The following is a 22,357-nucleotide window of genomic DNA, read 5'->3' as shown; positions in this document are numbered from 1 at the left end:
GGTGAAGATCAGGCACGCTGTTGGGCAAAGAAGTCGAGGCAGGCCTGCTTGTCACCCTGGAAGATGACGCGCTCGCGCTTGTTGCCAAGCTGGTAGAGATACATGGGGTCGTAGTAGCGGGTCAGCAGCAGGGTGATCCAGGCCAGGTGCAGCTCGGTGTGGCCACTGCGGCCTTGCTCTTCGAGTGCCACTTGCATCAACTGATCCAGCTCGCGATGGGCCTGATCGCCGAGCCGGCGCTTGAGTCTGGCCAGGGCATCGGTGAGGTAGGCGGCAAACAGCGGCCAGCCCTCTTCGGCGCCGAAACGCTCCTCATAACGCAGCCAGAGATCGTGTACATAGTCCTGGCGGATCTGCTCGGCGCGCTCCTCTTGCGGCACCTCGACCACCACCAGCGGGGCCTGGCTCATGGTGTCAAACAGCGAATTGGGCAGGCAGCAGCGGCCGATGAGGCGGCTTTCGTCTTCCACCACGAAACGCTGCTCCCCTTGCTGCCTACGTTTGAGCAGCTCGATGGCCATGTTGTTTTCAAAGTTGATGTTGCTGGGCTGGCCGCCGGGCAGCTGGCCAAACGACGACCCCCTGTGGTGGGCGTGCCCCTCCAGATCCAGCGCCTGGGCCACCTTGGCCAGCATGTGGGTCTTGCCGGAGCCGGTCATGCCCGTCAGCACGCTCCAGTGGCACTCGGCCGCCGCTCCGTCGAGCGTGTCGATGAGAAAGCGACGCAGATCCTTGTAGCCACCGGCCACCCGCGGACGGGTGACTCCCGCCTCATGCAGCCACTGCTGCACCGTTTGCGAGCGCAGACCGCCGCGAAAGCAGTAGAGCACGGCATCCGGCTGCCGGCGCAGCTGGGCCAGCCAGCCCTCGAGGCGTTCGGCCCGCACCGCGCCACCGACCAGTTGATGACCCAGCGCGATGGCGGCCGCCTGACCCTGCTGCTTGAAGCAGGTACCGATCTGGGCCCGCTCATCATCCGTCATCAAGGGCAGATTGGTCGAGCAGGGGAAGGCCCCCTCCTTGAACTCGATGGGGGCGCGCAGGTCGATGAGCGGAACGTCATCCAGAAAAATCCGGGCGTAATCCGTGGCCAGTGGCAGAGAACTCATTGGACAACCTCGATGAACTGGTTGCCGGTGCGGGCCTGCAGCTGGCCGATGGGGGAGAGGGTCAGCCCTGCCTGTGCGGCAATGGCGAGGAGCTCGGCTTCACTTTCTTTACCGACGGCTACCAGCAGGCCGCCGCTGGTCTGCGGGTCGCACAGGATGTTGCGGGTGCGGTCATCCATGGCGTCCAGCTTGTTGCCATAGGAGTCGAAGTTGCGCAGGGTACCGCCCGGTACGCAGCCCTCACTCAGGTAGTAATCCACCTCGTCCAGCAGTGGCAGCGCCTTGAAGTCCAGGCGGGCACTGACGCCAGAACCTTCGCACATCTCCAGCAGATGGCCAGCCAGACCAAAGCCGGTCACGTCGGTCATGGCGTGCACGCCGGGCAGTTCGGCAAAGCGCTGGCCAATCTTGTTGAGGGTGCACATGGCGTTGGGGGCCAGCTGCTCGTGCTCGGGCTTGAGCTTGCCCTTTTTCTGGGCGGTGGTGAGGATGCCGATGCCAAGCGGTTTGGTCAGATAGAGGGTGTCACCCACCTTGGCGGTGTCGTTCTGCTTGATGGCGTTGAGCGGCACGATACCTGTCACCGCGAGGCCGAAGATGGGCTCGGGGGCATCGATGCTGTGGCCGCCGGCCAGAGAAATACCCGCTTCGTGACACACCTGACGGCCGCCGTCGATCACCTGCTGGGCCACTTCGGCTGGCAGGGTGTTGATGGGCCAGCCGAGGATGGCGATGGCGACGATGGGTTTGCCGCCCATGGCGTAGATGTCGCTGATGGCGTTGGTGGCGGCGATGCGGCCAAAGGTGAAGGGGTCATCGACGATGGGCATGAAGAAGTCGGTGGTGGAGACGATGCCCTGACCGTTGCCGATATCGACTACGGCCGCGTCATCCTTGCTGCTGTTGCCGACCACCAGGGTCGGGTCGTCAAAGCCCGGGATCTGGCTCTTGAGAATGGTGTCGAGCACCTTGGGAGAGATTTTGCAGCCGCAGCCAGCGCCGTGGCTGTATTGGGTCAGACGAATGGAAGACATACTTTCCCCTTGTGTGTGCAAACGTGCGTGTACAAATAAGTGCAGCGGCTCTATGACGCCGTCAAATGGGTGCGCATGCGCGCGAAACTTGGGTGGCCCAGGCTGGCTGTGTGCGCAGCGATGCAAGGCTTGCCGTGCAAGACAGCCAGGCAGGACGGGGGAGGAGGGGCGACATCGCGCCGGCGCAGCCCCGCCAAGGGCCACAGGACGGGCCATTATGCCACAAATGGCCGCTCTGGTTCGAACTGGAATTCACACAAAGCACAGGGAATTGGCGGGTTCAAAGGGAGGGGGCAGCCTTCGCCATGACGTTGGCAAGGCCTCCCCTGGTATCGCCCCGAAGGCAAGCCATGCTGCCATCGGGGCCATCTTGGTGGGGGACTTAGCCGGCTTGCTCCATCACCGGCTGGCGAGCCTTGCCGAGCCGGCGCAGGCGCCGTTGCAGCGGCCGCTCCAGCAGGGTGTAGCTCAGCGCCGAGAGACCGATCAGCACCGCCAGCATCAACAAGGTGGCCAGCACCCCCAGCAAGGGGTTGGTCTGGGCATACCACCACGCAGTGAGCCCCGGCGCCAGATAGTGGGCAAGCTCGCAGCCGGTGAGCAGTACCAGGGCGTGGAGCAGGTAGATGGAGTAGGAGAGATCCCCCAGCCAGTTGGTGAAGCGGTTATCCAGGAGGCGCAGCAGCGGGCTCTGGCGATCGCCCTGGCAGGCGGCAATCCAGATCAGCAACACGTAGGCGCTGATCAGCAGCAGGGTCAGCTGCTGCGTCATGGTGAACTGCATCAGCGCGAAGGGGAGCAGAAAGGCGAGCAGCAGCGGCAGATCTTGCTGCATCATGGGCCACTGGCGGGCGGCCTTGACCTTCGGCAGCAGCCAGAGACCGAGCACGAATTCACTCACCCCGCGCCCGATGGCCAGTGCCCCGCTGGTGACATCCAGGGTACCCCGGCTGTGCACGATAAAGGCCAGCACAGTCAGGGCCAGCAAGGGGGCGAGGTTGCTCCAGCGGCTGCGGGTGACGGCGAGCGGAATGAGCAGCGGAAACAGCAGATAGCTGATCCACTCCACGCTCAGCGACCAGGCGGCGAAGTTCCAGGTCAACCCCTGATCGGTCACCACCTGCAGCAGCAACAGGCTGCTTGGCAGCGCCTCGGCCGGGGTAAAAGGGGAGCCGAAGGGGGGCATCCCTTCCCACTCCCACATCTTGAACAGGGGGCCGGCGTAGAAGCCAATCCCATGGTGGGCCTTGTAGAGCTCCCAGCCCACCAGCAGCAGCAGGGTCACCAGGTAGAGGGGATAAACCCGGGTCAGTCGCAGCCAGAGGAAGCGGCCATAACTTATGGTGCGGGGCGTGTGGGCGAACGCCTCCCCGTAGACATGGGCCAGCACCAGCCCGCTCAAAATAAAGAACAGATCGACCCAGAGGTAGCCGTTCTCGATGAGTTGGGTGTGGCCGGCGATGGGCTCCATCCACTGGGGAAAGAGCAGCAAGCGGGCGTGGAACAGCACCACCATCAGGGCAGCGATGCCCCGCAGCGGTGTCAACAGCGGCAATGATTGATTCATGACGGGATCCTTGATGATGTTCAGCTTGGCCTGACATCGATTTTTGTTGTGGTGCCGCTCATCAATGAGTCGACTGCCCTGGCTTGGCGGCCACAGGCGGGATCACCCTACCTAAAAGAGAGCCATACGGGTGTGATTTTCGTCATGAATGCGCATTTATCATCCAAAAACCAGCAAGGGATGAGCGCGGCATTGAAGATGAAGAGGGGATCTAGACTTGGAAAGTCATCCGCAAGAGTGCCAGGAGCATCCCGATGAAACTCTATGCCCATCCTTTCTCGTCCTACAGCCAGAAGGTGTTGATCGCTCTCTACGAGAATGCCACCCCGTTCGAGTACCGGAATCTGGAAGAGCCGGCGGCTAACGCCGAGCTTGCCGCCCTCTGGCCGCTCAAGCGCTTCCCGGTGCTGCTGGATGACGGTCGCTGCATCCTCGAGAGCAGCACCATAGTCGCCCATCTGCAGGCGCACCACCCGGGCCCCGTCTGCCTGATCCCGCCTGGCGATGCGGGCTTGGAAGTGCATATGCTGGATCGCGTCTTCGACAACTATGTGATGACGCCGATGCAAAAAGTGGTGCTGGATATGCTGCGCCCGGCCGCTGAGCGTGACCGCTATGGCGTAGTGGAGGCCCGCGAGCTGCTCGATCAGATCTACCCCTGGCTCGATCAGCGGCTGGAAGGGCGCCACTGGATTGCCGGCGCAGACTTCACGCTGGCCGATTGCGCCGCCGCGCCCTCGCTCTTCTACGCCGACTGGGCCCACGAGATCCCCGCTAGCCATGGCTGCCTGCGTGCCTATCGCGCCCGTCTACTCAGCTGTCCCTCCATCGTGCGGGTGGTGGAGGAGGCCAGACCATTTCGGAACTACTTCCCGTTGGGGGCGCCAGCGCGTGACTGAATGGAATGATGCATTCCTACCGACCTGGTGCTTTGACGAGCCGGGAGAGGCAGGGTGTGACCAACCACAGGGGAAAACAACAATATTCATTCAGGTGAGTGAGTATGCGTTTATGGCCGATATTTTCCCGAGTAATTTTTAATGTTGGTGCGTAACATTTCATGTTTTTGCATAAAAAAAATGCCGGGCAGTCCCTGCTGGTGGGCTGTGTATGCCATGCCAAGGGTGAAAGAGGCATGAGAAGCGGGCTAACGATGGGGCAATTCCAGATTGAGGATGGCTGCAGTCAGTCGAAGAGGAGAGATGGGGGTACCCATCGCCGCTGGAGGAGAAGCAAAGGAGCAATCTCTTCGGCGGCGCATATAAAAAGCCCGCTACAATAGCGGGCTTTTTGATGGCTTGCCGAACCACTGCCCGGATCTGGAACCGGGGACAAGGGGGGCAGCGCTGGTCTGCTCGGCTTAGCGGGCGCGCACCACCAGTCCCTTGAGGTAGAAGCCTTCCGGATAGGCGGTACCGATGGGGTGATCGGAGGCCTGGGACAAGAGCTCCAAGATCTGGGTGTCGCGGCCGGCATCGAGCGCTGCGTCGGCGACGATCTTCTGGAACAGGCTCTGCTCCATCAGGCCGGAGCAGGAGTAGGTCAGCAGCACGCCACCCGGCGCCAACAGCTGGAACGCCAGCATGTTGATGTCCTTGTAGCCGCGGCAGGCACCCAGCAGCTGGGCCTTGCTCTCGGCAAACTTGGGCGGATCCAGCACGATGACGTCAAACTTCTCGCCCTTCTCGCGGTATTCACGCAGCAGCTTGAACACGTCGTGACGGACGAACTGGGTGTTGCTGGTATCGAGACCGTTCAGTTCGGCATTCTGGCGGGCGATGTCCAGCGCATTCTGGGAGAGATCGACGTTGACCACCTCCTTGGCGCCGCCCTTGAGGGCATAAACGCCAAAACCACCGGTGTAGCAGAAGCAGTTGAGCACCCGCTTGCCTTCGGTGTACTTGGCGGCGGCCTGGCGGTTGTCACGCTGATCCAGATAGAAGCCGGTCTTGTGGCCGTTGCGAATGTCCACCAGGATCTTGACGCCGCCGTTCTCCTCGATCACCACCGGCTCGTTCGGGGTCTCACCATAGATGACGCCGGTGCGCTCTTTCAGCCCTTCCTTCTTACGCACCGCAACGTCGGAGCGCTCATAGATGCTGCACTCGGGGTAGAGGGTGCGCAGTGCCTGGGTGATCAGCTCACGCTGGAACTCGGCACCGGCGGAGAGAATTTGGCACACCAGAAAATCGGCGTAGCGGTCGATGGTCAAGCCCGGCAGACCGTCGGACTCGGCGGCGCACAGACGATAGCCGGTGAGGCCCTGACGCTTGATGAGGCCGTCTCGGGACTCCTGGGCGTATTTCAGGCGGCGTATGAAGAAGTCGAGGTCGACGGTTTCATCCTTGTCGAAGGTCCAGACCCGGGCGCGGATCTGGGAGCTGCCGGACCAGGCGCCACGGGCGAGCCACTTGCCGTCATGGGTGAGGATCTCGACGGTATCGCCGTCAATGGGGTTGCCCTGAACCCGCTCGATCCCCTTGGAGAAGATCCAGGGGTGGCGACGCAGCAGGGATTTTTCGCGGCCTTTGACGAGATAGATGGAAGCGCTCATGGGAGTTGCCAGATGGTCAAAAGAAAAGGGGCCACATTCTATGTGGCCCGCTGGCAAAACTCAAACAACCTTGGCAGATAGCGTCAGGCTCTGGGCGCTTGTTGTTAAAAAATCAGATCTTTAGCCCTTTCAATGCCTGGGCCAGCTCGGTGGCGGTGGCCTTGAGGCCGGCAGTGCCGGCCACCGAGGCGCTGGCGGACGCTTCCACCTGGCCCGCTTCATGGCGCACCTGATCCAGATTGCGGGTGATCTCTTCGGCCACCGAGCTCTGCTGTTCGCTCGAAGTGGCGATCTGGGTGCTCATCTCCAGCACAGCATCGCTGTGGTTGCTGAGCTTGTCGATGTCTAGCCCCACCTCGCTGATGAGCTGCTGACTGCTGGCCGCCCGCTCCACCGTCTTCTCCATGATGTCGTTCAGTGCCCCGGTGCCGGCCTGCAGCTCTTCAATCATCTGCTGGATCTCTACCGTGGCCTGCTGGGTACGGCTGGCCAGGGTGCGAACCTCGTCGGCCACCACCGCGAAGCCACGGCCCTGCTCGCCGGCGCGGGCCGCTTCTATGGCAGCGTTGAGGGCCAGCAGGTTGGTCTGCTGGGAGATGGCGTTGATGACGTTGACCACTTCGTTGATGCGATTGGCATTGTGGGTCAGCCGCTCCACCGCGCCGGAGGCGTTGCCGATCTCGTCGGCCAGGGTGCGGATGGCGGTGATAGTGCGCGATACTCGGGAGGCGCCATTGGCCGCCTCTTCGCTCGACTGGCGGGTCTGCTGCAGGGTGTCGTTGGCGTTGCGGGCCACCTCGCGAATGGCGGCGGACATCTGCTCCATGGCGGCGGCCAGGGAGTCCATGTGCTGGCGCTGGGAGCGGGCCATGGTTTCGCCTTCGCTGGCATGATCGCGAAACTCGTCGGCCGCCATGGTCAGCGCCTCGGCGGACTCTTCCACCAGCTGTACTATCTTGTGCTGGCGGTCGGTGAAGCGGTCGATGCTGCCGGCCAGAATGGAGAACTCGTCGCGCACCGGGAAGAAGTTGAGGCGGAAGGTGAGATCGCCATCCGCCACTGTCTGCAGCGCCTTGTTGGTGGAGTAGAGCGCCCCCGACACGAAGGTCATCAGGTAGTGGGTCACCAGGGCCAGCAGGGCGGCCAGCACGGCGATGATGGTGAGGGTGGTTCCTTGGCCATCCCACAGGGAGTAGCGGGAGGCATCCAGGGTCCCGGTGACGACCCCGGCCTGACCGGCGCTGGCGCCGTATCGATAGATGTCGTCCTGCTGGGTCAACCCTGTGCTGCCAGTCGGGCTCAGCGTGAGCTCGGCGGGCAGGGTCAGATCGGCGTGCTGGCTGGCCAGCTGGGCGCTCAGTTCGACCCGCTGCTTGAGCTGATCCAGGCGCAGTTGCATCTCCTGCTGATGGCCGTCTGCCAGCAGGTACCAGCTGATAAAGGCGATGAACAGCAGCGGGCACCAGAAGGTGATGAGAAATTTTTCGCTGATCGTGAGGTGAATGAGATAACGGTCAACCCACCGAAACTTTACTTCTTTCATAATGGTATTGCGTCCTGCAAGGGGATGAGAGTGTCGCGCTCATTATCGCCTTGGAGGGAAATTTCTTAAGGGGAAGGTGTGAGAAATGGGAGAGCAATCGTTTGTCGTGCGAGTGTGGGGCCTGGTGCAGGGGGTGGGGTTTCGTTACTTCACCCGGGAGCGGGCGCTGCAACTGGGGCTGCGGGGCCATGCCTACAACCTGGAAGATGGCTCGGTGGAGATCCTCATCTGCGGGCCGGAGCAGAGCGTGCAAATGATGCTGGGCTGGTTGGAGCGCGGCCCGCGCACCGCCGAGGTGACCCGGATGGAGTATGAAGCGGCGCCGCCACCCAAGGGGAGCGGCTTTCATACCAATTGAGCGCCCTGCCACGCCAATGATACCGAACAACCATGAAAAACGGGAGCCTTGCGGGCTCCCGTTTGCATTGAGGGTTTCTTGTCCGCAGATCAGCCAGCCTGAGCGGCGTCGGCGATGGCCTGGGTCTTGGCCAGCACCGCCTGCAGGGCGGGGCGCTTGGCCAGGCGATCCCGATAGGCCGCGAGTTTGGGTGGAATGGTCTGCTCGAAGCGGGTGGCCCACATCAGGGTATGGGCCAGCAGCAGATCGGCGATGGTTACCTGCTCACCCAGCAGGTAACCCTGCTCGGGCACCCAGGATTCGGCGATGGCCGCTGCCTTGTCGAACTCCCACTTGGCGGTGGGGAAGATGGCCGGCAGACGCTGGGCCTCGGGCAGGGCGAAGCGGTGTTTGCCGATGGTCCACAGCGGCTGCTCCAGCTCGCAGGTGATGAAACTGACCCACTGGGCGTGCAACGCCGAGGCCTGGGTCCCTCTGGCCGGCAGCCAGTTCGGGCCATACACCTCGGCCAGGTACTGCATGATGGCGGCGGACTCGGTCAACACGAACTCCCCGTCCTTGAGCACCGGCATCTTGCCGCTCGGGTTGAGGGTCAAAAACCAGTCGCTGCGGTTCTCGCCCTTGGCGAAGTCGAGAAACTGGAACTGCCATGCCACGTCCAGCTCTTCCAGTAACCAGGATACGCGCAGGGCACGGCTGACGGGGGTGCCATATAAGGTGATCATGCTTGCTCCTTGCCTGATGAATGGGCCATGGGCCCGAAGTGAATCGCCAGTCTAGGCAAATTGATCGGGAGCAACAAGCACCCAAGGGGGGAGGCAAAGCACAAAACGGCGCAATCAGCGGGAGAGGGGGAGGAGGAAAGAGAGAAAATAAAAGGGAGGCCCCAGGCCTCCCTCGTTGCTAGCGGCTGCGGCAGCGCTTATTTGACGCGCATGCCAGGCTGGGCACCTTCCTGTGGCTCCAGGATCCAGAGATCTTTGCCACCCGGGCCGGCGGCCAGCACCATGCCTTCAGACATGCCAAAGCGCATCTTGCGCGGGGCCAGGTTGGCCACCATCACGGTCAGCTTGCCTTCCAGATCTTCCGGGTTGTAGGCGGACTTGATGCCGGCAAACACCTGACGGGTCTCGCCACCGATGTCCAGTTGCAGCTTGAGCAGCTTGTCCGCTTCCGGCACCGCTTCGGCCTTGGTGATCAGCGCCACGCGCAGGTCAATCTTGGCGAAGTCATCGTAGGCGATGGTTTCGCTGATGGGGTCATCAACCAGCGGGCCGGTTGCTTTCGGTGCCTGCTCCTTGGCCAGATCCTCCTTGGAGGCCTCGATCATGGCGTCAATCTTGGCCGGCTCGATACGGGAGAAGAGCGCCTTGAACGGGGCGACGGTGTGGTCGACCAGCGGGGTGGCGATACCATCCCAGCTGAGGGTCTCGGCCAGGAAGGCCTCGGCACGTTCGGCCAGCAGCGGCATGACGGGCTTGAGGTAGGCCATCAGCACGCGGAACAGGTTGATGCCGACGGAGCAGACCGCTTGCAGCTCGGCATCCGCCCCTTCCTGCTTGGCGATGACCCAGGGGGCCTTGTCGTCCACGTAGCGGTTGGCTTTGTCGGCCAGTGCCATGATCTCGCGGATGGCGCGGCTGAACTCGCGGCTCTCGTAGGCCTCGGCGATGGCGGTGCGGGCGTTGGCGAACTCGGCGTAGAGCTCAGGCTCGGCGCAGGTGGCGGCCAGCTTGCCGTCGAAGCGCTTGGCGATGAAGCCGGCGTTACGGGAAGCGAGGTTGACCAGCTTGTTGACCACGTCGGCGTTGACGCGCTGCACGAAGTCTTCGAGGTTCAAGTCCAGATCGTCGATGCGGCTGTTGAGCTTGGCGGCGTAGTAGTAACGCAGGCACTCCGGATCCAGGTGATTGAGATAGGTGGAGGCCTTGATGAAGGTGCCCTTGGACTTGGACATCTTGGCGCCGTTGACGGTCACGTAGCCGTGCACGTTGACCTTGGTCGGCTTGCGGAAGCCCGCGCCTTCCAGCATGGACGGCCAGAACAGGCAGTGGAAGTAGGCGATGTCCTTGCCGATGAAGTGGTAGAGCTCGGCGTCGGAGTCCGCTTTCCAGTAACTGTCAAAATCGATGTCGCCGCGCTTGTTGCACAGGTTCTTGAACGACGCCATGTAACCGATGGGGGCATCCAGCCAGACGTAGAAGTACTTGCCCGGGGCGCCCGGAATTTCGAACCCGAAGTAGGGAGCGTCGCGAGTGATGTCCCACTGCTGCAGGCCGCTTTCGAACCACTCCTGCATCTTGTTGGCCATCTCTTCCTGAATGGCGCCGGAGCCGCGCACCCAGTCGGCCAGCCAGGTTTCAAACTGCGGCAGGTCGAAGAAGAAGTGCTCGGAGTCCTTCATCACCGGGGTGGCGCCGGAGACGGCAGATTTCGGGTCGATGAGCTCAGTTGGGCTGTAGGTGGCGCCGCAGCTGTCACAGTTGTCGCCATACTGCTCCGGGGACTTGCACTTGGGGCAGGTGCCCTTGACGAAACGATCCGGCAGGAACATGGATTTTTCCGGATCGAACAGCTGGGAGATGGTGCGGCTCTTGATCTTGCCGCCGGCCTGCAGACGACCGTAGATCAGCTCCGCCAGCTCGCGGTTCTCGTCGCTGTGGGTGGAGTGATAGTTGTCAAAGCTGATGTTGAAGCCGGCGAAGTCGGCCTGGTGCTCCTGGGAGACGGCCGCGATCATCTCTTCCGGGGTGATCCCCAGCTGTTGGGCCTTGAGCATGATCGGGGTGCCGTGGGCATCGTCGGCACAGACAAAGTGCACCTGGTGACCGCGCATTCGCTGATAACGAACCCAGATATCGGCCTGGATGTGTTCCAGCATGTGGCCAAGATGGATGGAGCCATTGGCATAGGGAAGGGCGCAGGTTACCAGCATTGTACGAGGATCAGTTGCCATATAGTCGTTCTTGATGTGCTTGTTGGGATGATAGAGTGCCGTGCATGTTACCCGAATTGGGGGTAGCCTGCCTAGGGTTGTGGCTCGTCCTGCCCGCCGGCGCACGCCGGTCGGCAAGCAGGCAAGCCACTGATTTGTGTGCGGTAACCGTTCACCTCAAGATAATGACAAGATAATGAGGAGTTAATGGTGATTGATTCAGTAAAACAGATCCTAGCCGAATTTAAGCCGACAGGGTGGGGCAAGGATCTGGTGGCTGCCGGCTTCGTACGCAGCATCGACAAACAGGGTTCGGCGCTCACCATCAAGCTGGTGTTGCCTTTCGCCGGCCACTCCCTGTTCGAGCAGATCCAGCAGGACTTCGATGCCCGGCTGCGCAGCGTTACCGGTGCGACCCGTATCGACTGGGTGGGCGAGATCGAGGTGGCCAGCATGCCGCGGGCGCAGGGGCTGGCGGCGGTGCAGGGCATTCGCAACATCATCGTGGTCGCCTCCGGCAAGGGCGGGGTGGGCAAGTCCACCACCGCCGTCAACCTGGCGCTGGCACTGCAAAAGGAGGGGGCGCGGGTCGCCATTCTGGATGCGGATATCTACGGTCCCTCCATTCCGACCATGACCGGAACCCTCAAGGAGCGCCCCGTCAGCCATGACGGCAAGCTGATGGAGCCTGTGATGGCCTGTGGCCTCAAGAGCAACAGCATCGGCTATCTGGTCTCCGAGCAGGATGCCACCATCTGGCGCGGCCCCATGGCGAGCAAGGCGCTGGCCCAGATCCTCCACGAGACCCGCTGGGGCGAGGTGGACTACCTGGTGGTGGACATGCCGCCGGGCACCGGCGACATCCAGCTCACCCTGGCCCAGCAGGTACCGACCACGGCAGCGGTGATCGTCACCACTCCTCAGGATGTGGCGCTGGCGGATGCGCGCAAGGGGGTGGCCATGTTCAACAAGGTCAATGTGCCCGTGCTCGGCATCGTCGAGAACATGAGTTATCACGTCTGCAGCGCCTGTGGTCATCATGAGGCGCTGTTCGGTACTGGTGGTGGTCAGAAGATGGCCGAGCAGTATCAGGTGGCCCTGCTGGGTCAGTTGCCACTGCACATCGACATCCGCAAACACATGGACGATGGCTGCCCGACCGTGTTCGGCGCACCGAAAGGGGAGCTGGCAGAGGCCTATCTGAAACTGGCCCGTCGGGTGGGGGCTGAACTCTATTTCAGCGGAAAACCGATTGCGACCCCCCTCTATGCCATGGCGCTGGATGAATAATCGGCGGTCGGCCGTTTGGGGTGGATTTGAGGGTGGGCAGGGCTCACCCTTTTTTATATAATGGATCGGTTTAAACAATCCCCACTGCTCTTCTCTTTAGGTATTTTTCAATGTCTGATACTCAACATTCGTGTGTGATCATCGGTATTGCTGGTGCATCCGCGTCCGGCAAAAGTCTTATAGCCCAAACCATCTATGAAGAGCTGGTGGCCGAGCTGGGAGCCGGTCAAATTGGCGTGATCACCGAGGATTGCTACTATCGCGATCAGACCCACCTGACCATGGAAGAGCGGGTCAAGACCAACTATGACCACCCCAACGCACTGGATCACGACCTGCTGGTACAACACTTGAGCCAGCTGGTGCAGGGGGATGCCGTCAACATACCCCAGTACTCCTATACCGAACACACCCGCATGAGCGATGTGACCCCCTTTGCCCCGCGCCGGGTGATCATTCTGGAAGGGATCCTGCTGCTGACCGACAGCCGCTTGCGCGATCTGATGGATGCCTCCATCTTCATGGATACCCCGCTCGACATCTGCCTGCTGCGCCGCCTGGTGCGCGACGTGCAGGAGCGCGGCCGGACCATGGATTCGGTGCTCAAGCAGTACCAGAAGACGGTGCGTCCCATGTTCCTGCAGTTTATCGAGCCTTCCAAGCAGTACGCGGACGTGATCGTGCCCCGTGGCGGCAAGAACCGCATCGCCATCGACATGCTCAAGGCGCGGATCCGCCATATGTTGATCGGTTGAGAGATATCAAGCCGGGTGATGCCCGGCTTTTTTAAATGAACAATTTGTCAGGAGAGTCGCCCAATGCGTCTTTGTGATACCGATATCGAACGTCATCTGGATGAAGGCAAGATCGTCATTGAGCCAAGACCCGGTATTGAACGGATCAGTGGCGTCAGCGTCGACGTGCTGCTGGGCAACGAGTTTCGGGTCTTTCGCGATCACACCGCCCCCTATATTGATCTGAGCGGGCCGAGCAGCGAGATGGCCGATGCCATCGATCGGGTGATGAGCGACGAAATCCACATTCCCGATGGGGAAGCCTTCTATCTGCACCCGGGCCAGTTGGCGCTGGCGGTCACTTATGAATCGGTTACCCTGCCGGCAGATATCGTCGGCTGGCTTGACGGCCGCTCCTCCCTGGCCCGCCTGGGCCTCATGGTACATGTGACCGCACACCGCATCGATCCGGGCTGGTCCGGTCGCATCGTGCTGGAGTTCTACAACGGTGGCAAGCTGCCGCTGGCGCTGCGCCCCAAGATGAAGATAGGTGCGCTGAACTTCGAGATGCTCTCCGGTGTGGCGGCGCGTCCCTACAACAAGCGGGAAAACGCCAAGTACAAGAGCCAGCAGGGCGCCGTGGCCAGCCGCATCAACCAGGACTGATCTGGCCTGCGTGATCCTTGGCCGTCGACAAGAGACAACATGCTAAAGAAGGGCGCCTGCAACGGCGCCCTTATCCATGGTGGTGGCAACCTGCGTCGGCAGGGAAGTTGTCGGTTCCTTGTGCAATTTTCCCTTTTGGATCGGTCCAAGATTGACGCAACGCGCACCTGTGGAGGGGGATTGGAGTGGCCAGAAATGATGAATTGTTCCCGTTTGGGGACTGTTTTTGTCAGGCAAGGTCTGTTTAATTAATCCAAGACAAGCCGCATGGTGACTGGCACTAAGCTATTTTTTGGCTGAATGCTCTTTTTTTTTCTTACTGAAATATTTCAACAACGGGTATGGCGTTACCAGCCTTCTGGCATAATCCGCCGCAACTCATAAACAGGTTCGTTTTTTATGTTTGAAATGTTTAGTGGTTTGGGTTTGTGGTGGTCAATCGGTTTGGTATTGGCCGTTTTTTTTGTGTTGGCTTATGAGTTCATCAATGGCTTTCACGATACCGCCAACGCGGTAGCAACGGTCATCTATACCAAGGCGATGCCGGCACATACGGCCGTGGTGGCCTCCGGTCTGTTCAACTTTGCCGGGGTCATGATGGGCGGCTTGGGGGTGGCCTATGCCATTGTTCACCTGCTGCCCATCGATCTGCTGCTCGGAATGGACTCTACCCAGGGTCTTATCATGGTGTTCTCCCTGCTGTTTTCCGCCATCGTGTGGAACCTGGGCACCTGGTTCTTCGGGATCCCCGCATCCAGCTCGCACACGTTGATCGGCTCCATCCTGGGGGTAGGCGGCGCCTATGCCTGGATCAACCATCAACCGCTGCAGGAAGGCATCAACGTCGGCAAAGCCATCGATATCATGCTCTCCCTCATCATCTCTCCTACCGTCGGTTTCATCATCGCGGCCATACTGCTGTTTGCCATGAAACGAGTCTGGCAGGGCAGCAAGATCCACAAAACACCGGAAGAGCGCCTGCTGGTGGATGGCAAGAAGCATCCGCCGTTCTGGGCTCGCCTCACGCTGGTAGCTTCTGCCATGGGGGTCAGCTTCGTGCACGGCTCCAACGATGGCCAGAAGGGTATCGGTCTGGTGATGCTGGTGCTGATCTGCATGGCGCCGGCCTACTTCGCGCTGGACATGAACAGCCGCTCCTACGATCTGGATCGCACCCAGGATGCCAACCAGCGCATCATGGAGATCTATCAGCGCAACCATGAGCAGGTTTCCAAGGTGGTGGACTTCAAGGTGCCGGCCCAGGCCCAGGAAGAGCTGATGACCCACTGCGCCGCCTCCGGTGCACTGCAGGCCATGGCCACCCTGGACAATCGTCTTGCCCAGGTGCGTACCTATGAAGAGATGGACCTGACCGATCGTCGTGAAGTACGTCGCCTGCTGCTGTGCATCGACGATACAGCCCGCAAGGTCTCCAAGCTGCCGCTGCCGGCCAAGGAGCTGACCGATCTGGCCAAATGGCGCAAGGATCTGACCGCGACCGCCGAATACGCGCCGACCTGGGTTATCGTCTCCATCGCCCTGGCGCTTGGTTGCGGTACCATGGTGGGCTGGCGTCGTATCGTCTACACAGTAGGCGAGAAGATCGGCTCCTCCGGCATGACCTATAGCCAGGGGATCGCAGCCCAGATCACGGCAGCTGCCTCCATCGGTATCGCCAGTTTGACCGGCATGCCGGTGTCCACCACCCATATTCTCTCCTCTGCGGTAGCGGGGACCATGGTGGCCAACAAGTCGGGTCTGCAGAGCCAGACCATCAAAACCATTCTGATGGCCTGGGTGCTGACCCTGCCGCTCACCATGCTGCTCTCCGGTGGTCTGTTCCTGATCAGCAACCATCTGTTCAGTTGAACCAGTTCCATCTGATTGTCAAAAGGGCCCCAAGGGCCCTTTTTTCATGTCTTCAAAACAAACACTCAGCCATACCTTCGTAGTTGACGAGGATGCCAATGCTCTCGTTATATGCCATCAAACTAAATATTTGAAAACAATGTAAAAGACTCGTCACTGATCTCACCCATATCACGACCTTAAAAGAAACCCGTCTACAAAGCGAGGGGATTTGACATCAACAAAAATGTGGCCCGTTAGACCAGTCACTCAAGTCATGGGGAGGCCAATCGGCGCGAGCAGCAGAGTTCAGATGATGTAACGAGGCAGTCAGATGTGCGTTGGTGAATATCCGATAGAAGAAATGGACAGTGTGCAACGCCATGAGCAATGTTCTGCTCCGCTATCACAGCTTCACTGCTTGGAAAGCCGGCGGGAATGGGGGGGAGCAAGGCGTGTTAATCGCGGTTTCAACTGACCATGTCTACTGTCGTAAAACGACCGGGGTTTCAGATCATATGGATGTATCAGAAGCGTGAAGCCTGGATAGTGAGGTAGGGAAGCATGACGGGTAACCATCAGCAGTGCGAGAAGCCAGGGTTAGGTTTGCACAGAGTGGCATAAAGAAGATGAGCAGACGGTAATGGACCGGGTTGCAGGCGCTGCTCCTGGGTCAATACGAGCTACATAGAGAGATAAAAAAAGAGCCACACACTGTGTGGCTCTTTTATCAGGCTAGCGGGTCAATCAGGGACGACCGGCCGGGCTGGTTGCAACGTTGACGGCGGCAGTACTGCCACCATGACGGCCGGAAGTGGTCACTTCGCTGCGCACCAAGGGTGCATACTCGACCGGCTCGCGTGCCGGCAGGGCAGGGGCGGCGGCCGGAGTTGCCATCGGGGCAGAGGCCTTGCGGGCACCAGCCAGCAGGCTGCCACCGCGCTTGACCTGCTTGGCAGCCGGGGCTGTGGTTGCGGGTTCAACCTTGGCAGTCTCTGCAACGACAACAGGTTCGGCCACAGCGGCAACCGGTTCAACGGTCGGTGCGGCAACGACGTCTGCAACTGCCGGAGTGGTTTCTACGGTCGCTTCCACAACCGGTTTGGTCTCGACAACCGGAGTCTCAACAGCCTGTACGGGCTCAACGACCGCCTCTGCCACGGTTTCCACTGCAACAGGCGCAGCTTCAACAGCAGCAATGACCGGTTCGGCCACCACGGGGGCGGTTTCGACGACGGTTGCTACCGGTTCAGCGGCGACAACGGCTTCGGCCTGCTCGCGGGCTTCTTCGGCGACGGCCTCGGCAACCACGTGCTCGGTCAGGGCGGAGGAGGCCTGCAGGGCAGCAGCAACGGCTTCAGCGCTCGGAATGGTGATCACGGGCACGGCCGGCTCTTCCACTTTGACCTGGGCTGCATCGGCTTGCGCGGCGGCAGTCAGAGTCGGTGCAGCGACTTCGGCAGTCTGCTCTTCATCGTCACGCTGGCTGCGAGCTTCTTCGTTGATGCGCTTGCGGCGTTGGCCTTCGATACGCTGATTGCGCGGAGTACGGCGGGAACGACGCTGGCCTTCTGCCTGCTCATCCTGCTGTTCAGTCGCGTCAACGGCATCGACGGTGGCAACCGGCGCTACATCGGCAGCATGGGCAACAGCGGCGTCATCGGCAGGCGCATCGACGCGGATTTGCTTGCGCAGTTGGCGGCGTTCGCGGCGCTCGGCCACTTTCTGCTCTTTTTCCTGACGCTGTTCCACGTTGGTGGCAACGGCTTCTACGCTGTCCAGCGTGTCGACCACTACCTCGGCACGCGGTTCACGCGGAGCGCGGGGCTCACGAGCCTGACGTGGGGCACGGGGTTCGCGCTCCTGACGCGGCTCACGAGCCTCGCGAGGTTCACGTTCCATGCGCTGTTCGCGCACGTCACCACGGGCTTCACGTTCCTGACGCGGCTCACGCTCTTTGCGTGGGCGACGGTTGCGGCCTTCGCCGTTCTCGCGGCTGGCCACGCCTTCGCGCTTCTCGCCGGCATCGCCGTTGCGGCTGCTGCGGTTGTCGTCACGACGACCACGTTGACCACGGCTGCGGGATTCATCGCGCTGATGACGGTGACCGTCCTCTTTGCGAGCCTCGCGCGTTGCCGGTTTCTCGGCAGGCGCGGTGACCTCGGCGCTGTCAGCATTGCCGCCGAACAGGTTGGAGAGGCTCTTGAACAGCTTGCCGAACAGGCCCGGCTCTTCGGCAACCGGGGCTGCAACAGGGGCGGGGGCCGCCGGCGCAGCCGGTTGCGGTGCCTGGACGAAGCCTTGCAGCAGGGGCTGCTCGCGCTCGATGGTCTGGGCCTGTTTCGGCTGGTAGACCGGCTTGGCAATTTCGGTTTTCAGCTCGTAGCTGGCCGCTTCCGGGATCTCGTTCTGACGGATGCGGGTCACTTCGTAGTGCGGGGTTTCCAGGTGCTGGTTCGGAATGATGTAGACACGCACATCATTGCGTTGTTCCAGGCTGGCGATGGAGCTGCGCTTCTCGTTGAGCAGATAGGCGGCGACATCGACCGGCACCTGAGCATGCACCTGCTCGGTGTTGTCCTTCATCGCCTCTTCTTCGATGAGACGCAGGATGGACAGGGCCAGTGATTCGTTGTCACGGATCACGCCCTGACCCTGGCAACGGGGGCAGATATGGCTGCTGGACTCGTTGAGGGAGGGACGCAGACGCTGACGAGACATCTCCAGCAGACCGAAACGGGAGATCCGGCCGAGCTGGATGCGGGCACGGTCCTGATGCACGGCTTCACGCAGACGGTTTTCCACTTCGCGCTGATGGCGAACCGGCGTCATGTCGATGAAGTCGATGACAATCAGACCACCCAGGTCACGCAGACGCAATTGACGGGCAATCTCGTCGGCCGCTTCCAGGTTGGTCTGCAGCGCAGTCTCTTCGATATCGCCGCCCTTGGTGGCGCGGGAGGAGTTGATATCGATGGAGGTCAGCGCTTCGGTCGGATCGATCACGATGCTGCCGCCGGAGGGCAGGCGCACTTCACGCTGGAAGGCAGACTCGATCTGGCTCTCAATCTGGAAGTGGTTGAACAGGGCAACTTCACCCTTGTACAGCTTCACGCGGTTGAGGAAATCGGGACGTACCAGCTCGATGTGCGACTTGGCTCGTTCGAAAATGACCGGGTTGTCGATCAGGATCTCGCCCACATCGCGGCGCAGGTAATCACGGATGGCACGCACGATGACGTTGCTTTCCTGATGGATCAGCACCGGCGCGGAGCGGCTCTGTGACGCCTTGTGGATGGAGTCCCAGTGGTTGAGCAGAACGTTCAGATCCCATTCCAGCTCTTCCGGGGACTTGCCCACACCGGCGGTACGCACGATGAGGCCCATGCCGTCCGGCACGGTCAGGCCGCTCAGGGCTTCTTTCAGTTCAGTCCGTTCATCGCCCTCGATGCGACGGGAGATACCGCCGGCACGGGGGTTGTTCGGCATCAGCACCAGGTAGCTGCCGGCCAGACTGATGAAGGTGGTGAGGGCTGCACCCTTGGTGCCACGCTCTTCCTTGTCGATCTGGACGATGACTTCCTGGCCTTCGCGGACCACTTCTTTGATGTTGGGACGACCCTGATAGGAGTAACCGGAGGGGAAGTAATTGCGGGCGATTTCCTTTAACGGCAGGAAACCGTGGCGCTCGGCGCCATAGTCGACAAAAGCAGCTTCGAGACTGGGTTCTACGCGGGTGATTTTGCCCTTGTAAATGTTCGCTTTCTTCTGCTCGTGTCCCGGACTTTCAATATCCAGATCGTAGAGCTGTTGTCCGTCAACCAGCGCTACGCGCAACTCTTCTTCCTGAGTCGCGTTGATTAGCATTCTTTTCATTGAGTTCTCGTTATTTTGTCATTTTGATTTCCTCCACAGGATCCTGCCGGCGCCGGCCTCGGGTCTTCAGCATACTGGGGCAACCTCCCGGTTGGGGTATGCATGAGGCGCAAACTAAGGGCACTCTGGTTCAGCCTTCTCGAGAAGGCATGAAAAGGATACCGGTGTGGAGACAAATAGGCGGTTCTGTTTGCGTTCTCCATGCGCTGTACCTCGCACCCGGGAACCGTCATGTTCTTGTATACACGGTGTTTCGGGATTGGGTGGCATAATTTTTGGCCACTTAGTACAAGGCTTGAACACAATGACAAAACCTTGTTTATTATCCCATTTAAATCACTTTTATAGCAAGGCGCCATTTTTCAACAAAGCATGCAGCCAAGGACCGTCGGCAGTGTTAAAATCCGCGCCATGACACAGATACAACAACAAGTGCAGCTGCTCACCATCGAAGCTGAGCATGACGGGCAGCGCATCGACAATTTTCTCAAGACTCAGCTAAAGGGCGTCCCCAAGAGCCTGATCTATCGCATCCTTCGCAAGGGGGAAGTGCGCGTCAACAAAAAGCGCATCAAACCGGAGTACAAACTCTGCGCCGGGGACGAGGTACGGGTGCCCCCCGTGCGAGTCGCCGAAAAGAACGAATTGCCCTCGGCCAACCTTGGCAGCATCCAGCGTCTGGAGAGCCAGATCCTGTTTGAAGACGACGCCATGATCGTGCTCAACAAGCCGTCCGGCATGGCCGTTCACGGCGGCAGCGGGTTGAGCTTCGGGGTCATCGAAGGGCTGCGCGCCCTGCGCCCGGAAGCCCGTTTTCTCGAACTGGTGCATCGTCTCGATCGCGACACCTCCGGTGTGCTGCTGGTCGCCAAGAAGCGCAGCGCCCTGCGTAGTCTGCACGAGCAGCTGCGGGTCAAGACCATGCGCAAACAGTACCTGGCACTGGTGCGTGGCCAATGGCAACCCCACGTCAAGGTGGTCAATGCGCCGCTGCGCAAGAATGATCTGCAATCCGGCGAGCGGGTCGTGCGGGTCAGTGCCGATGGCAAGCCGTCTGAAACCCGGTTTCGCATTGCCCGTCAATTCGCCGAAGCAACCCTGGTCGAGTGCAGCCCGATCTCCGGCCGTACCCACCAGATCCGGGTGCATACCCTGCATGCCGGCCACCCCATCGCGTGTGACGACAAGTATGGAGAAGCGGCATTTGACGAGAAAATGCGCAGCCAAGGCCTGAAACGGCTCTTCTTGCATGCCTGGCGGCTGACCTTTACCCATCCGGCCGATGGTCGCGAGATGCAGGTCGAAGCGCCCCTGTCGCCCGAACTCGAGACCTTCCTCAACGGATTGGCGCGCTGATGCCACAGATCCGGCTCGCCATTTTCGACTGGGACGGTACCCTGATGGACTCGGTGGGCCGGATAGTGGCCTGCGTGGCTGCCGCCGCCCGTGACTGTGCCGAGCTGGTGCCCACCGCCACCGACACTCACCAGATCATCGGCCTCAGTCTGGAGGTCGGCATCCCCCGGCTGTTTTCCCTGGAGCAGGGCGGTGAGCGAGCCAATGCCCTGATCGCCCGCTATCGCCACCACTACCTGCACGATGCCACTCCCAGCCCCCTGTTTGCCGGGGCGAGGGAGCTGCTGCACGGCTGGCACGAGCAGGGGATTGCGCTGGCGGTGGCGACCGGCAAGTCACGGCGGGGATTGGACAGGGTACTGGATGAAACCGGATTGCGGCCACTCTTTGCCGCCACGCGCGGAGCAGATGAGGCCAATTCCAAGCCTGATCCGCTGATGCTGACCCAGATCCTGACCGAGCTGGCGCTGATCCCGTCACAGGCGGTGATGATCGGTGACTCCATCCACGACATGGCGATGGCCGAGGCGCTGGCCATGCCGCGCATCGGCGTAAGCTGGGGCGTGCACGACCGGGGGCGCCTGCAGGCCCACCATCCGCTGGCGGTGGTCGATACCATGGCGGAGCTGAGGGCGCTGCTGGGTTGATGACAAGCACCGGGATGCAATAAAAAACGGAAGCCAAGGCTTCCGTTTTTTATTGCCAACATTCTGCCTTCATCAGGGCAGAGAGAGGCCGTGGCGCTCCAGCAGTTCGATCAGTCCGATCAGCGGCAAGCCGATCAGCGCATTGGGATCGCGCCCTTCCAGAGCCTTGAACAGCACGATACCCATGCCTTCACACTTGAAGCTGCCGGCGCAGTCGAGGGGACGTTCGGCCTCCACATAGCGGCGGATGGCAGCCTCATCCAGCTGGCGAAAATGGACGGTGAAAGGCTCAACCAGCTGCTCGACCCGGCCGGAGGCCGCATCCAGTACGCACAGGCCGGTATAAAAGGTGACGCTGCGCCCCTGGGCCGCCATCAGCTGGGCTACCGCTTGTTCGACCGTTCCCGGTTTCCCCAGGATCCGGCCATCGCAGACGCACACCTGATCAGAACCGATGAGCAGCCCTTGATCATGAAGGCCGGCAATGGCGCTGGCCTTGGCATGGGCAAGGCGGGCCACCAGCGCTTGTGCCTCTTCACCTGGCAGCACAGATTCATCGACTTCGGGCGCGGCGCACTCAAAGGGGAGGCCCAGCTTTTCCAGCAAGGCTTTGCGGTAACGGGAGGTGGAAGCGAGGATCAGGGGGCGCGACATGGCAATCAGGTATCCAGGTTCAGAAACGGGCAGGCGCCGATAGTATCGCCATCGTGCGGCGCGGGCAAATGTCGCCGCGCTCGCAAGCAGGTGTGCCTGCTCGATGCGCTGGCCTTGCTCAGAACACAGTGCGCGTCGGCTACATCTGGCTGATGGAGTGGCTTGGTTGTGCTCCCAGTTCGCTGA

17 protein-coding genes are annotated in these 22,357 nt (G+C 61.0%); 8 read left to right on the top strand and 9 right to left on the bottom strand.

What is annotated here, in order from left to right; all coding sequences use genetic code 11:
- Window positions 1–8 precede the first annotated feature (8 nt).
- The 3 genes from mnmH to ACB033_RS08240 all read right to left on the bottom strand — a co-directional run bounded on the left by mnmH (window position 9) and on the right by ACB033_RS08240 (window position 3,710).
- Window positions 9–1,109: a tRNA 2-selenouridine(34) synthase MnmH gene (mnmH, locus tag ACB033_RS08250; protein WP_371140450.1), complete on the bottom strand. Its 1,101-nt coding sequence runs from the start codon at window positions 1,107–1,109 to the stop codon at window positions 9–11.
- A complete protein-coding gene (gene selD, locus ACB033_RS08245) occupies window positions 1,106–2,143 on the bottom strand; it encodes a selenide, water dikinase SelD (RefSeq protein ID WP_371140449.1) in 1,038 nt (345 codons plus the stop codon). Before selD ends, mnmH begins: the two co-directional genes overlap by 4 nt.
- Window positions 2,144–2,525: 382 nt before the next feature.
- The gene (locus ACB033_RS08240) at window positions 2,526–3,710 is read right to left on the bottom strand and encodes an acyltransferase family protein (protein WP_371140448.1); all 1,185 of its coding nucleotides are present in this window, start codon (window positions 3,708–3,710) and stop codon (window positions 2,526–2,528) included.
- Window positions 3,711–3,964: 254 nt separating this feature from the next.
- On the opposite strand from ACB033_RS08240, the gene ACB033_RS08235 reads away from it, so the two are divergent.
- Window positions 3,965–4,609: a glutathione S-transferase family protein gene (locus tag ACB033_RS08235; protein WP_371140447.1), complete on the top strand. Its 645-nt coding sequence runs from the start codon at window positions 3,965–3,967 to the stop codon at window positions 4,607–4,609.
- A 461-nt stretch (window positions 4,610–5,070) separates the two neighbouring features.
- Here ACB033_RS08235 and ACB033_RS08230 read toward each other — a convergent pair whose 3' ends face one another.
- Together ACB033_RS08230 and ACB033_RS08225 are read right to left on the bottom strand one after the other, a co-directional pair.
- Window positions 5,071–6,264, bottom strand: a complete 1,194-nt coding sequence (locus tag ACB033_RS08230) for a class I SAM-dependent methyltransferase (RefSeq protein WP_371140446.1) — start codon at window positions 6,262–6,264, stop codon at window positions 5,071–5,073.
- 112 nt (window positions 6,265–6,376) lie between these two features.
- Window positions 6,377–7,807, bottom strand: coding sequence for a methyl-accepting chemotaxis protein (locus tag ACB033_RS08225; RefSeq protein WP_371140445.1), 1,431 nt, complete (start codon window positions 7,805–7,807; stop codon window positions 6,377–6,379).
- Window positions 7,808–7,892: 85 nt separating this feature from the next.
- On the opposite strand from ACB033_RS08225, the gene ACB033_RS08220 reads away from it, so the two are divergent.
- The gene (locus tag ACB033_RS08220) at window positions 7,893–8,165 is read left to right on the top strand and encodes an acylphosphatase (protein ID WP_016350729.1); all 273 of its coding nucleotides are present in this window, start codon (window positions 7,893–7,895) and stop codon (window positions 8,163–8,165) included.
- Between the two features lie 89 nt (window positions 8,166–8,254).
- Here ACB033_RS08220 and ACB033_RS08215 read toward each other — a convergent pair whose 3' ends face one another.
- Complete coding sequence (locus ACB033_RS08215; RefSeq protein WP_010633965.1) at window positions 8,255–8,890, bottom strand: glutathione S-transferase family protein; 636 nt, start codon at window positions 8,888–8,890, stop codon at window positions 8,255–8,257.
- A gap of 197 nt (window positions 8,891–9,087) precedes the next feature.
- Window positions 9,088–11,121 carry a methionine--tRNA ligase gene (metG, locus tag ACB033_RS08210; RefSeq protein ID WP_371140444.1) on the bottom strand — a complete coding sequence of 678 codons (2,034 nt, stop codon included), beginning with the start codon at window positions 11,119–11,121 and terminating at the stop codon, window positions 9,088–9,090.
- Window positions 11,122–11,307: 186 nt separating this feature from the next.
- Here metG and apbC point away from each other — a divergent pair, with 186 nt between their 5' ends.
- The 4 genes from apbC (at window position 11,308) to ACB033_RS08190 (ending at window position 15,659) form a co-directional block, all read left to right on the top strand.
- Entirely contained in the window at window positions 11,308–12,390 is a 1,083-nt protein-coding gene (apbC, locus tag ACB033_RS08205) for an iron-sulfur cluster carrier protein ApbC (RefSeq protein WP_017764477.1), read from the top strand.
- Window positions 12,391–12,500: 110 nt separating this feature from the next.
- On the top strand, window positions 12,501–13,145 hold the full coding sequence (gene udk, locus ACB033_RS08200; RefSeq protein ID WP_005300963.1) for a uridine kinase: 645 nt from the start codon (window positions 12,501–12,503) through the stop codon (window positions 13,143–13,145).
- A 63-nt stretch (window positions 13,146–13,208) separates the two neighbouring features.
- Window positions 13,209–13,790, top strand: a complete 582-nt coding sequence (gene dcd / locus ACB033_RS08195) for a dCTP deaminase (RefSeq protein ID WP_005300960.1) — start codon at window positions 13,209–13,211, stop codon at window positions 13,788–13,790.
- A gap of 399 nt (window positions 13,791–14,189) precedes the next feature.
- Window positions 14,190–15,659: an inorganic phosphate transporter gene (locus ACB033_RS08190; RefSeq protein ID WP_017764478.1), complete on the top strand. Its 1,470-nt coding sequence runs from the start codon at window positions 14,190–14,192 to the stop codon at window positions 15,657–15,659.
- A gap of 726 nt (window positions 15,660–16,385) precedes the next feature.
- Here ACB033_RS08190 and rne read toward each other — a convergent pair.
- A complete protein-coding gene (gene rne, locus ACB033_RS08185; protein WP_371140443.1) occupies window positions 16,386–19,514 on the bottom strand; it encodes a ribonuclease E in 3,129 nt (1,042 codons plus the stop codon).
- Between the two features lie 411 nt (window positions 19,515–19,925).
- Here rne and rluC point away from each other — a divergent pair, with 411 nt between their 5' ends.
- A complete protein-coding gene (rluC, locus tag ACB033_RS08180) occupies window positions 19,926–20,870 on the top strand; it encodes a 23S rRNA pseudouridine(955/2504/2580) synthase RluC (protein ID WP_371140442.1) in 945 nt (314 codons plus the stop codon).
- Window positions 20,870–21,517, top strand: coding sequence for an HAD family hydrolase (locus tag ACB033_RS08175; protein WP_017788078.1), 648 nt, complete (start codon window positions 20,870–20,872; stop codon window positions 21,515–21,517). Before rluC ends, ACB033_RS08175 begins: the two co-directional genes overlap by 1 nt.
- A gap of 72 nt (window positions 21,518–21,589) precedes the next feature.
- Here the strand turns inward: ACB033_RS08175 and ACB033_RS08170 are convergent, their stop codons facing one another.
- The gene (locus ACB033_RS08170; RefSeq protein ID WP_095592752.1) at window positions 21,590–22,171 is read right to left on the bottom strand and encodes a nucleoside triphosphate pyrophosphatase; all 582 of its coding nucleotides are present in this window, start codon (window positions 22,169–22,171) and stop codon (window positions 21,590–21,592) included.
- Window positions 22,172–22,357: the final 186 nt, after the last annotated feature.

Source organism: Aeromonas sp. S15(2024), assembly GCF_041402265.1.
Lineage (GTDB): Bacteria > Pseudomonadota > Gammaproteobacteria > Enterobacterales > Aeromonadaceae > Aeromonas > Aeromonas dhakensis.
The sequence above is the reverse complement of the archived record's forward strand: the minus strand, read 5'-3'. Positions and strand labels throughout refer to the sequence as shown.